This is a genomic window from Roseateles agri (assembly GCF_034043675.1).
GTDB lineage: Bacteria > Pseudomonadota > Gammaproteobacteria > Burkholderiales > Burkholderiaceae_C > KK5.
On record NZ_JAXCLA010000011.1, the window covers coordinates 235,454 to 247,817 of the forward strand.

General features: G+C 60.0%; 10 protein-coding genes. 6 read left to right on the forward strand and 4 right to left on the reverse strand.

What is annotated here, in order from left to right; translation table 11 throughout:
• Window positions 1-11: 11 nt before the first annotated feature.
• The 4 genes from SNE35_RS29830 to SNE35_RS29845 form a co-directional block, all read right to left on the reverse strand.
• Window positions 12-866: a lipase family alpha/beta hydrolase gene (locus SNE35_RS29830; RefSeq protein WP_320426703.1), complete on the reverse strand. Its 855-nt coding sequence runs from the start codon at window positions 864-866 to the stop codon at window positions 12-14.
• Window positions 867-874: 8 nt separating this feature from the next.
• Complete coding sequence (locus SNE35_RS29835) at window positions 875-2,668, reverse strand: tetratricopeptide repeat protein (protein WP_320426704.1); 1,794 nt, start codon at window positions 2,666-2,668, stop codon at window positions 875-877.
• A 669-nt stretch (window positions 2,669-3,337) separates the two neighbouring features.
• On the reverse strand, window positions 3,338-4,525 hold the full coding sequence (locus tag SNE35_RS29840) for a hypothetical protein (protein WP_320426705.1): 1,188 nt from the start codon (window positions 4,523-4,525) through the stop codon (window positions 3,338-3,340).
• Between the two features lie 77 nt (window positions 4,526-4,602).
• Window positions 4,603-4,938, reverse strand: coding sequence for a hypothetical protein (locus tag SNE35_RS29845; RefSeq protein WP_320426706.1), 336 nt, complete (start codon window positions 4,936-4,938; stop codon window positions 4,603-4,605).
• 370 nt (window positions 4,939-5,308) lie between these two features.
• Between SNE35_RS29845 and SNE35_RS29850 the strand changes: the two genes are divergently transcribed.
• The 6 genes from SNE35_RS29850 (at window position 5,309) to SNE35_RS29875 (ending at window position 12,221) form a co-directional block, all read left to right on the forward strand.
• Complete coding sequence (locus SNE35_RS29850) at window positions 5,309-6,073, forward strand: HNH endonuclease signature motif containing protein (protein WP_320426707.1); 765 nt, start codon at window positions 5,309-5,311, stop codon at window positions 6,071-6,073.
• A gap of 308 nt (window positions 6,074-6,381) precedes the next feature.
• Complete coding sequence (locus SNE35_RS29855) at window positions 6,382-8,037, forward strand: hypothetical protein (protein WP_320426708.1); 1,656 nt, start codon at window positions 6,382-6,384, stop codon at window positions 8,035-8,037.
• Complete coding sequence (locus SNE35_RS29860) at window positions 8,034-9,005, forward strand: DUF2726 domain-containing protein (RefSeq protein WP_320426709.1); 972 nt, start codon at window positions 8,034-8,036, stop codon at window positions 9,003-9,005. The genes SNE35_RS29855 and SNE35_RS29860 overlap by 4 nt, the downstream gene beginning before the upstream one ends.
• A 2-nt stretch (window positions 9,006-9,007) precedes the next feature.
• Window positions 9,008-10,411, forward strand: a complete 1,404-nt coding sequence (locus SNE35_RS29865; protein WP_320426710.1) for a DUF6035 family protein — start codon at window positions 9,008-9,010, stop codon at window positions 10,409-10,411.
• Between the two features lie 178 nt (window positions 10,412-10,589).
• Window positions 10,590-11,384 (forward strand): hypothetical protein, encoded by a 795-nt coding sequence (locus tag SNE35_RS29870; protein WP_320426711.1) that lies wholly within the window; start codon window positions 10,590-10,592, stop codon window positions 11,382-11,384.
• Between the two features lie 42 nt (window positions 11,385-11,426).
• A complete protein-coding gene (locus SNE35_RS29875; RefSeq protein ID WP_320426712.1) occupies window positions 11,427-12,221 on the forward strand; it encodes a hypothetical protein in 795 nt (264 codons plus the stop codon).
• The last annotated feature ends 143 nt before the right edge of the window (window positions 12,222-12,364 follow it).

Below are 12,364 nucleotides of genomic sequence, written 5' to 3' on the forward strand. Positions count from 1 at the left end.
TCGTCCTGGATTCACTGTGCGAAAGAGACCGCCGTCAGCGCCACTGCTTGGTTGTTGATCAAAAAGGAATGATTCGCGTGCGGATAGTCCACATAGCCATTCTGATGCGTGCAGTTCGGTGCGCTCGTGGCGAACACCGGGCGAGACAGGTCACTGCTAGTCTCGCTAACGAGTCCGTCATTGGGTGTACCGAGTCGACGCTGCAGGTAGTTGTTGATCAACAAATTCTTCCAATAGCTCTGACCAAAATCGAGCTTCCCATAGCCACCGGAGATGCTGTAGAAATCAATGCCGGCAGGCGCGCTCGTCGTGTGCAAACGGTCAAGGAGGGTCGGAGCTGGGTCCGCTTTGACGAGTTGCCGAGCCGAGTCACCCTGTGGCGAAAACCCTCGTGGATCCGCACCGCCAATGGCCTCGCCCCAATAAGCCATTGCACGGGGCAGAAAACTACCCTGCAAGGTCCCATCGTTCGGTGTGCCTATGGTAATGACCTTTCGAACAAGCGAGCCGCCGTTCGCAAGCGCTACCGCCGCCCGAGCCACTAGTCCACCCATGCTGTGACCGACTAGCACAATTCGATCCTTGGAGATGTCGCCGTTACCATCCAGCAAGCGCAACAGACTGACAAGGCTGTCAGCCGCATGATCAATGCCTCGATAGCATGCGTACTCAAACGCGAACGCAGAGAATCCCGCGCCATCGAACTGATGCATCAGGTCCGTCATGTAGCTGGCATCCGCAGTGAAGCCGTGAATAAAGACAACGGTTCTCCTTGCACCAAAATCTGCCTGAGTCGCTTTGGCTCCATCAGGGAAACGCAGTAGCGCATCGCCGATCCGAGCGGCTCGTTGCTGTTTTGAGGACATCATTCCGCTCATTCCTCGACTCCCACGCCGACTATCACAGCCTCCATTTGGATGAAACGATCCGAACTGTCGCCTGCTTGATCAGGGTCAAGCAAACTCCAGTAGTCGAATAGCTCAATCTCCGCTCTAAGTCCTCCGTCAATAAGGTGCACGACGCCAACCGTCCGAACCTGGTTGCTACGGAATAGCGCCACTGCCCTCAGAGACGGAAGCGCACCACTTATGTCTGCAGCTTCGCTCAACCCAACTTCGATCCGATCGGGACGGGCCTCAAAGATGAAGTCCGATAGAGCATCTAAATCTTCGCCGCATCGAACCCGCACGCGGATCTGAACCATCTCAGTTGCCTGCTGCTCGGAAACCCAGTTCGGAAATCGCTTCAGCAACTCGGTTTGATCGCGCTCGCCTATCTGTTCGACTGTCTGCCTTACCGGGGCTTCTTGATTCGACAGGGTGTGTGAAGCACCCGCATCCGCCCTAAGTGACTTGAGTTCTTGTAGAACAAGGTCCGCGCCAACACGATCGCCAGCGCGGACGAACTGCAGCAGTGATTCCTCGTAGGTCGCTTCAGCCTCGAGAGAGTCACCGTGCTGTCGAAAACTTAGGGCCAGGCCCGAGCTAGCTCGGGCAATTCCAAGCGGCGCGTCTAACTGGACAAATGCATCCCGCGCCTGTCGATAGAAGTAGAGCGCGGCATTCCACTCCAGTCGCTCCCGTTCAATTTCACCAAGTTCTAGAAAAGCTTCAGCAGTCGACATCAAATCATTCGCTTGCTGGGACTTCGACAAGATTTGTTCGTATAAGGCGCGCGCGGCGTCCGGCTCCTGCAGGCGCCGCAGCAATTTCGCGGATTCAAGGCGCGCGTGATTTGACAGACGATCACTTTCTACGCTGTCTCTCACTTGTGCAAGCCAGTTGAGCGCTCCGAGGTGCTCGCCGACCAAGCTGACGGTCTCTGCAAGGCCAATCCTTGCGTAGTTCGCGCCTTCCTCATGGTTGATCCGCTCAAACACGGCAAGCGCGTTCTCCAGGTGCACTCGCGATCGCAGAAAATCACCCCGACCGCGCTCGATGCCGCCAAGACGATACAACGCCATGGCAAAGGACTCGTCGGTTCGATGCGTTCCATCCCTCGCGACTTCCTCGTACAGCGTCACCGCAAGTTCGATTCTGTCTTGGCGCTCCGCCATCGCAGCAAAGGCCAACATAGATGGACGGCGATCTCCCATTTCATCTGGATGATCCCAAAGGATTCCCTCGGAACTTAGCTTAAATCTCTGGAAATTTTCGTAGAGAGCCATGGCAATCTCATCGGCCTTTTCGACGCTCGAGATCGCCTGTCTCATTAGCTGCTGATGGCGATCACTCAGATGCTCGGCGAGCATTGAATAGTGGTCTGCATATCGATCAAGCTTCCCGATCAAATCTTCAAAGGATTCATCAGCCCCCCCACGACGCTGAGACGCCTCTGCTTCTAGTAGGCAATCTACCAAGAGCCAGTCGCGAAGCCGTCCTAGTCTCACGGCTTCATTAAGGTCGATCGGATCAAGTAAGCGTCTCGCGACTCTGGATAAGTCGTCGTCCGACTTAAGGGCTGACCAGATGCCCAACGTCCATGGATTCCGCGTTAGGTGATCGAGCACGTCTTTTGGCATTGATCCTTCTTGATTCCCGCGCAGCGCAGCAAGCAAAAGAAGAATATTCAAAACGTTTCGCTCGGCTCTCTGCAATTCAAGAACTGCACGTCCATGCGAAATGATCAACTCGAAAGGGAGCCCCTTGTTCTGTGCATCGCTATACATTGCCCCCCCTATGCGTCACGCCTGAATTGAGGTATTACTTCAAGAGGTTACCAAATGATCTAGGTGTTGTCGTCGCTACTCGTTGTCTTGCGTACCCGGAAGGCGTCCACGTGGAGCACGGTCCTCCCCTTCTTGAATGATTCCACCTGCCTTTCCGGGCCGACACGCTCAACAAATGAGCGAGTGAGGAATCTCTAACTGCCCGTTGTCTCTCCTGGAGCAACTGTATGAGGACTGTCAGGGTGTTTCTCCGCTCGGCCCAAATAACCAGGATCGGGACGCTTTGAAGCGGTCCGATCCAAGCTTTTAGTCTTCGATCTGTTCTCGCACGACGCGTTGTCAGCTGTCAGTACACGCTGCAAATTCCGGCGAGTTCATCCTGGTGGCGCTTGCCGGGGTGCCTAGAGGCATTCTCGAACGCGCGACAGCCAGCAAGCCGCTGAGCTTGTGGCTCGCGGCGTCCGCAAACGCGGACCTCTCGAGATTCGACATCGGCGGTATCGCCGGCCAGCGCCCCAATCAAGGATGCGCGCGTGACTGTTCAGAACACCGCAGGGAAGACATGGGAAGGCAGCACCGACGCTAGCCGTTCAAGCCAGACATTGGATTCCACGTTTTGCGTCTCGCGAGAATAGGTTGAACGGCGCCCGAAAACGCCGCCGGCGTGACTCATTTCGCCGCGTCCGCGACGTCAATGTCGAGGAACAAGACCTGCTCAACCCTCAAGGTCGAGGTGTTGTTAATGTCGCGCTCAGCGACGCCCGGGGGCAGAAAGGCATTCACCGTGGTGAACACGCCTGCATATACAACCAAGCCAAGCTTCTGCAGCTGATTCAATGCTTCTCGGCCGCTGTTCGCGTAGACGAGGTAAGGCGGCGTCCGCGGAAACGCGTTGTGGACTTTACCGTTGGCCAAGACGACATCGCCCTTGAGGCCAAGGAGCATAGAGTCGACGATCTCGTTGACCTGGGCGGCAAGGTCGTCGCTCAGGCGGCGCGGTATTTCGCAGACCACATCGTGAACACGAGAGATGAACGTACGCATCAGCTCGTCATCGCGCAGAAGCGTCAGTTCCGATCGCTTTGGCTTGCGGACCAGTACTGAAGGGTCCTGAAGCTTCAACACTTGGGAGAGCTTCACCAGCACATCCACCGTGACCCGCTCGTGCCGTACAAGGGCACCTGCACGTTCCATAGACGTATACCTCCGGAACTGGTCGAGGTCGAGGACAACTATCTGGGTTGCCGCCGCCACCGACGGAAGCGGCTTGACCCGGTCCTCAGTGCCGAAGTAGCGACGGCTATTCACCGCGTTGCGATGCCGCCGGAAGAGTTTTGCGCATTCGGTTGCCGTGAGCGGCCTGGTCACAATCGACGGCGTCAAGCCTTCCATGCGAACCGTGGAGAGTCTCCATTCGAATCGGCTTCCGTTGACCACCCACGCCGCATCGTCCACCGTGATGGTGGGAGCCTGCGCAGCCGGGTAAAGGAACTCCAGTTCGGCCCAGCACTTCACCTCGTCGCCACGTGCAACCTCTTCGCCGAAGTTTGGCCCCGGCGTAGTCTCGACAATGACCAACTCTGAGTTGGCCGGGTCATGCGGGTGCGCATCCGAATGTGGATTGTTCAGGCAGAACTGCGCAGCGGCCAGACCGTCGATGAGTGCGCGCCCTGTCTCTTCGTACCGCCTCCGCATCATCTCTACACCAGCAATGGCCTGCGCCAGTTGCGGTTTGTCTTCGGGCCACTGCAACTGAAGTTCAGGCACAGGGCGGCCGGCCTCATCCACTGCGGTCATCTGCGGCGTGCCCATCGTCAAAGAAGTAGGCGTGAAGCCCATTTGGTAGATGCTGTGCAAGCTTCGAGCTTCTTGGTCGCCTTCCGCGAAGTAGCAGAACTGCTCGATACCTTCCTTCCAGTCGCGAATCGGCCGGTTTAGATACTTGCTGCGGAAACGAGTTGCAGCAGCGCCGGCTCCGCCGCGGCCACTGAAGGCGAGTGATAACTCTCGTGGCCCCGCATCTGCGCAGCCACCTTGAGGGCGTTGGTGTACTTCAGCTTCACCCGATGCCCAACTAGGGCTGCTTGTAGCCGCCTGGCCAGGTCTTTGAGTTCAAGCTGAGTGATGTCGCCAAGGCCGATGACGACTTCAAGTGCGTCGGCAGAAGTGAACCTGCGCGTGTTGGCCTGGATGAAGGTCCAGAGGGTGCCGGCTTGGGCTTCGGGGGACAATATTGCGGGCCCGGCCGCATCTCGGAAAGTGGCTGTCATGACGAACTCCCGGAGAGCGTCGAGGGACGGCACGCGTTGCCCGGCTCTCCAATAGGAGGTCATGTAGCCGGAAGATGGTCAAGAAATTGCTCTGGCTTCACCGTGCCGGAGAGGTTCCGGTGCGTGCACTGATGGGCGCCAACTGGCCCGCGGTTCGGCTTGAACCGCAGCACAATCGTAACAAAGGCGCCGTGGCAGTCAATCGAGCCATGAGCAGGTCACCGCAACCAAGCCGGGGGAGAAAGCCGTGTCCAAGGAGATTGCTCGGAGCGCGCGGTCGTACGAAAACGAGCAGCTTGCTATGGCTCACATGCCAGCCTTACTTGAGCCCCATGGCTTTTCGTCCGTCCTCGCCAAGCGAGCGCACGGCATGAAGTTCGTGGAGGCCAAGGCCGCGGACGGTAAGGACGTTCGCTTCTGGCTCAAACAAGGTTGGACCGGCCCGCAGAAGTTCAGCGCCATCCAATTTGGGCTTTTCAGTGAACCGGGTGCGGCAGCTTTTCCGAACAGGCACTTCATCAAGTTCGTCGAGGCCCGGGTGGCAAGCGCGAAGTCCAAGGGTGCATCACACGCGCTCCTCATTCACATGAGCGAGGGCGAAATCGTCAACTACGTGGCGCTGGAGGTGGACGACGTTGCGGAGGCCTATCGGCGTCAGATGGCCCTCTGGCCGAAGCGCGCTCGGAACACGAAGACGCCAACCCTCTGGTTCGAGGACGCGCGGAACGTCGCCGATACCGATGCTGTGACGGCCGTCACCGACCTTGAGCTTCCCCTATCGTCGATTGGCGGCGTCACGCAGGAGCCGAAGGGCACCGTGGACGTCAAGAAGTTGACGGCTGAGCAAGAGGTGCGAATGCGGCAGCAAGCGTTTCGGCTGCGCGTAGGCACTCGTTGCGGCTGGCGCTGTGTGGTGACGGGGACCTCCGTGAAGGAAGTGCTCGACGCGGCGCACTTGCCGGGCAAGGACTGGCGCACAGACAACCAAGCCGAAGACGGGGTTCTCCTGCGGACAGACATCCATCGCCTTCTTGACAGGCGGCTGGCGGAGCTACGGGATGGAAAATTCTGGTTGGACAAAGCACTACGCCAGGGCGAATACGGCGAATTGCACCAGCGCGAACTAACGGGCTGAGGTCCCGTGTCCGCCCGAGGACTTGACGACGTCGGTCGGTTCTACTTACGATTCCATCGCGGCTCAACGGGCCGTGGGTGAGTTGCTCCCGTCAGTGCACACACCGGACAGGCACGTCCGGCACGGCAAAACCAGCAGCAGTACTCCGTCCTTCCTCGACTTGGTATTGAGTCCCGGAAAGCCGAACAACGTGTGCCGTTCTTCGATGTGCTTTCCATGACGGAGCTCAATCCATGTCTACTCCCTTTTCGGGTACGTCGGCCAGTTCGGCCACGTCTTCCTTCTCCACCGCTGGCTCGGCATCGCCTTTGAGCGATGACGCACGCGCCGGCGCGCTCTGGGAATTTCTCCAGTCGCAGGCTCCCCGCTTCGCGTCCGGCGAAGCGCTAGACGTTGTGCGTTCTCTGGGCATCAGTCCACACGAGGATCACAAGACGCTGGCCAAGCGTCTGCGCAAGGCGCTGCAGATGCGCGGCATCGCGCTCGGGTACGTCAACTCGCTCCATGCCGCCGCGCGACTGACCGGCAACACCAGCTGGCACACAGATGGCGAAGCGCCCCCTTCGCGCCTGCAGTTCTACGTCTTCGACGGCGGCTATCAGCTGCGCCACTCGGAGTTCGCCAACTGGCGCGACCTGGCAGACGCTCTGCGTTTGTGGACTGACAACCTACGCGTGCGCGGCCAGCTGCCCCTCGGCGTTCTGACCATGAGTTTCACAGGCCGCTGTCTGAGCTTCTCGGTCCCGGTGCCCAAGCAGGGCGATGCCGCCGGCCGCAACGAGATGTGGTCCCTGGGCGGCGTGACGCCGATGCTGGAGGACGACCACGACTGGCTGGCCGATGCACCGGCCGCCCTGGAGAAATTGCGCCGTCATCTCGAAGAAACCGGCAAGGCTGTGCTCGATGGCTACGCAGCCCTCAAGCTCTGCGCCAACGGTTACGCCATTCCTGGTGACATCGACGCGGTGACCGCATCAGACGTCGTGAATTCCGAACTGGTGCTGGTATTCGAACCCGATGAGGATGACCCGCACGGTGGCTACGAAATCGCGCGCGGCGATGAGCTCACCTGCTGGCATCAACTAGAACTGTCCCTGCGCGAGGACGGCACGAACCGCAAGCCCGACCAGGTCGACATCTTCGTTCCCCGTGACGGCGTGGGCGCCTGGCTGGTCAACGGCAAGCGCTACGTCTGGGCGGTCGAAACCCTCAAGCCGAACGGCTTCGTGCCTGGCCGCGTCCACCGCCAAATCGGCCCCCATGCCTGCGAACGTCTGCTGCGCCGCTACAAGTTGGCCAAGCGCATCCACAGCGGCGGCTTCCGCCATCACGACTTCACCAAGCGCGTCGACTACCTGAGCGGCCCACCCGATACGTGGCGCGTCGACCTGCACCGCGTGCTGCACATGCTGGCAAAGGCTGACCTCACCTGGGACAGCTACATCGAGAAGTTCGGCGTCGAGCCGCGCGCCATGGAGAAGAACCTGCCGGTCGGCTTCGTGATGCAGATGCTGGAGAACCTGAAGGTCGACAACCCCAACGAAGCGTTCGCTTGGCCAACGCTGGCCGAGATGGCGCTGGTCACTGACGACAAGCTCCTGTACAGCCTGCTGCCGCGCGTGGACGCCGTCCGCTACGCCAAGCCGAAGGACCTCGACCCCGAAACGGCTACCGCCGTCGCCGAGGCCATCGACCAGTTCGCCAGCGGCCTGAACCTGCAGAAGATGATTTCTGCTGGCGCGATGTCGATGGAGAACGAGCTGCCGTACCTCGTGTACGCCAGCGATGCGCAGGAACTCCGTGCGAGCGCAGACGCGCTCGGCCTGAAGATGTACGTGGCAGTGTCCCCGCACCTCATCCCGATGAACGGCCTGGTGCCGGAAGTCCCTGGCGTGAAGACCTGGCCGTGGGCGTTCGGCCACGCGCTCATCGTGCGCTTCGAGCGCCAAGGAGATGCGCAATGACGCCCGCCGCCGAGAACCTGCGCATCCTGCTGGAACGCCGCAACATCGACGGCTTCCTGGAGGCCTTTGAGAGCTACCGCCAGCAGCACACGGTGGAGCCCGTCGTCACCGCGCTGACGCAGCGCGTCTTCCCGCCTCTGCTGCGCCAGGCGTTCCTTGAAGACCAGCTGCAGCCGGCCACGCTGGTGCGCCTCTACCGCATGGTCCGCTCCAGCCGCCTGGTGCTGGTCGAGGATGACTTGCTCGCAGGCATCAACCTGCGCATCAACGAGGCGATGCGCCAGGCTGAACCCGAGACGGCAACGCCTGTGCTGCCACTGGTGACGGGTGACGACATCAAGGCCAAGGAAGTGCGCTGGTCCCCGCCTGGCGCAACCGACGGTCGCCGCGTGCCCGCTACGGAGATGAAGCGCGTGGCCATCGTCAGCGCCTTCTCCTTCGGCACATGGTCAGCGGTGGACGCGTTCGACTTCCGCCGCAACGCCTGCGCCAGCCAGCAGGAGCGCGAGTTCCTGCGCGCTGTCCGTCAGTTCTTCCCTTCGCTTCAGGCCTACCCCAACATGCCGCTGAAGAACTTCATCGACATCGACAAGTTGGAGGCGACCGTCCCCGCGCGTGTTCGCAACTACGCCTGGGCCGCCCAGGTTGATGTCCTCCTGTGCACAGCCGATGAAGACCCTGTGGCCGGCATCGAGCTGGACTCGGTTGACCACGACACCGAAGAAGCGGCGGAGCGCGACGAACTGAAGAACCTGCTGTTCAAGCTCGCGGGTCTACCGCTGGTCCGCATCCGCGCCGACGACGAGAAGGCCGTGCGTGCCGAGGACTTCTACGACCTGCTGATGGCCGAGTCGAAGACGCTGGATGCCCTGCGTCCGCGCCGTATGCGCCCACGCCGAACGCATGACTTCCTGGTGCCGGCGGAGTCGGCAACGCACACGGCGCCCGCGCGCGCAGCGCGGGGGTGAGCATGGACGATTACATCGACACGCCATTTGAAGCTCGCGACGCCGCCCTGCGGCCGGCCCGCCGTCGTGCCCAGGAGCGTCCCAACCCCGGCGAGCCACTCTGGGTCGAGAAGCCGGAGGTCAAGGATGTGCAAGAGATGGAGACCGGCCTGCACCTGCCGGTCTCTGCAGTCATCGGCACCGACTACGAGCGGCTGATTCAGTTGCGCATGAACGTCCGCAGCCAGATGCGCAAGGACGACCCGCTGTACCGATGCTCGCTGTGCAACACGGCCGTGTACATCTGCCGCACCAAAGAGAGCGCCAGGTTCTTCTTCAAGCATCAGCACGAGGATGGCAGTTGCCCGGCGCAGACGCGCGGCGCGCTCAGCCAGGATGAAATCAACGCGCGCAAGTACAACGGCGCCAAGGAGAGCAAGCTCCACCGCCGGATGAAGGACTGGGTCTGCCAGTGCCTCGCGGCCGACGGCCGTTTCGAGGACATCGCGCAGGAGCCGACCTGGAAGGGACCGCTGACCGGAGAACGGCGCCGGCCAGACGTCCGCGCGGTCTACAACGGACTGCCCATCGCCTTTGAAATCCAGCTCTCGACCACGCACCTGGACGTCATCGCGGCCCGGCGCGACTTTTATCAGCAGGAAGGCGGTCTTCTGGTCTGGCTGTTTGCCGAGTTCGACACCGAGCATCGGCGCATGACCGATGACGACGTGTTCTACAACAACAACCTGAACGCCTTCGTCGTGACCACGAAGACCGTCGAGGCTTCCGTGGAAGCCAGCGAGTTCAGGCTCGAATGCATCTGGGCGGTGCCAACCAAGGGTGGCGGCCATTCAGGCCTGCACCGGCGCGTCGTGCCGTTCCACGAACTGACCCTCGACCCCACCCGGCAGCACGCGTACTACTTCGACTACGCCGGCGCGAAGCGCCAGCTCGAGGCCGACGTGGAAGCTGAGAAGCAGAAGCTGCGCGACGATTTCGAGGCTTGGATGGGCATCACCGGCTACCAGGGCAAGGAATCGTCCAGGGACTGGAATGAGTTCCGTCGCCGGTTTTCCCGCCTTGGCGTTCACCTGCACCAGTACGACAACTACATCGACCGCGAGGTGCTGACGGACCTGTATTCAGCGAAGCACAACCGGCCTTGGGGACAAGGCCAGAAGCTTCTGGTTGAGGTCGCGCATCGCGTGGCCAACACCGAGAAGAACCATCTGAAGTGGTTCATGCATGCGGTGCGCCGCTATGGCCGCGAGGAGTCCATGAAGGCCGAGGGGAAGGAGGGACACTGGCACAAGCGCTACCTTGAGCTCCGTGCCCAGTACGACGTGGATCCAACGCCGTTCGAGCCGAAGCGTGATGCGCAGGCCATGGTGGAGCTACTGTTTCCTGAGTTGTTGCCGCTGCCGTAGGGATTCGAAGCCAAGAGCGAAGCGGCTCGTGATAGGTCGCCTCGCTTTCGGTCACGACCCGGGCGCCACGACGCAACCGCCCGCCGATGCCGCTTGTGGCTACAGCTGACGTTCTGATGAGGATATTCGTCTGCTTCGGTGACACTTCGTGTGTCGAACTAACCCTACCCCCATTGACGTGAACCCAAAAATCCCCGTGGAGATACCGACACTGAGCTGGTCGGAGCGTGTGTACTACCGCGACCAACTCCGCGCTGGGAGATACGCAGCGCTCGCCGATGCTGAAGGGTTTCAAGCGATCTGCTTCGCGGTCGAAGCCCTGGGCATGCGTCTGTATGGAAAGAAAGAGGCTCTGGGTGGGTACAAGACGTCGCTTGCAGTTCTTGCCCGCGACTCTCTGGTGCTAAGTGAGCTGGCGTTCCGCGATTCTGCACGTTTCAGCGACTTCGGCAGCCTCTTCGGTTTGGTTTACTCAGCCCGCAACGACGCTATGCACACGGGCGTTTACGCTCGACACGCAACGGCTGCAGCCATTGAACTGTGCATTGGATTGGAAGAAGCGCTCATGAAAGAACAGCAAATCGCTAGGCGTTCCGCGAAGGACTTCATGGTGAAGTCGCCCATCATTGTTGAGCCATGGCAGCCCATAGCTTATGCGCGGCAACTCATGCTCACGCATTCGTTCTCCTTCATTCCCGTGTACATCGAGAATCAATGGTGGCTCATCTCTGAAGGCGCAATGGCCAGATTCTTAAACGTTCCGCGCCCTGAGAAGATGCGCGTCTTCGCTGTGCCGATCACGGAAGCGCGGGCAGCCGGGCTGACCCTGATAAAAGCGGAAGTCATCGACATGAATACGTCGGTGGACGATCTGTTAAGCCCAGCCAATGACGAACGGGACCCCAGACTTTGGCTGGTTGAAGAGAATCCCGGCCGACTCTGTGGCGTGCTTTCACCATTCGAGCTGATGTAGAGCAGCGGCGACCTGAACTGACCTATACAAAAGCTGAACCACATGGAAGAAGAAGAATTCGACGACTACGACCGGCATGACGATGGTCCCCGGTACCTGCCGATAGAACAAGTTAAGTCGATGGAGCTGTTCACGTCGTTGCGACGCCTGCAGTTCTTCAATTCGGACATCTTTATGCGCCAGCAGGCGTTCAATCTGGACATGGTCGATCAGTTCCTGATGCAGCTTGAGCAGCAGGTGCTGCGTGATTTGCTCAAGAAGGGGAGTACACCCCGTGAGGCGCACTTTTTGGGTGCTCAGTCACAGATGTGGATCTTTGCAGCGTTCGAGGTTCTGCGAACGTGGGATCAACGCATCCGGGACATGAAGAAGTTAGTTGACCACAGCAATCTGCAAAAGCGGATCGACGACCTGCGCGCTGCCGCCCACGAATATGCACACATCGGCAATACCACCCTGCTTGACCAGCTGATAGAACTGCAAGCGAACCCGCGGCTCTTGGACACTGCCCTGCGCCAGCAGCGCAGCATTCATATCGCCTACTTCCGCTTGGACTTCATCCGCATTGCGATGGCTAAACACGAGGTCAAGGGTGTCAACAACTCTAAGGCCATGTACCCTGGCTACGGCCGAATCAACATGTACTGCGGCTCATTGGACTACGAGCTGGAGAATGGCAAGTACTCTACAGGGACCATCAACAGACGTGATATTGCCGACTCGCTTAGATACCTTGACCTGGATGCTGAGCCGCCCACCCAAGAACAGCTTAAGGAATTCGAGAAGTTCATGACTGGCAAGGGCTTCGACCTTCCGAAGCTCCATTCGCCGGGCTAGATGCTGCCTCAGGATCGACGCGACCGGCCGGACCGCCCCTGCTTTTTGGGCCGTCCCCTGCACCATGCCGCATGGACGCCCACTCCAAAACGGCGCTGAGTCCGTCGTCTTCTTGATATGTCGCTGTCGATCATTTGCACATC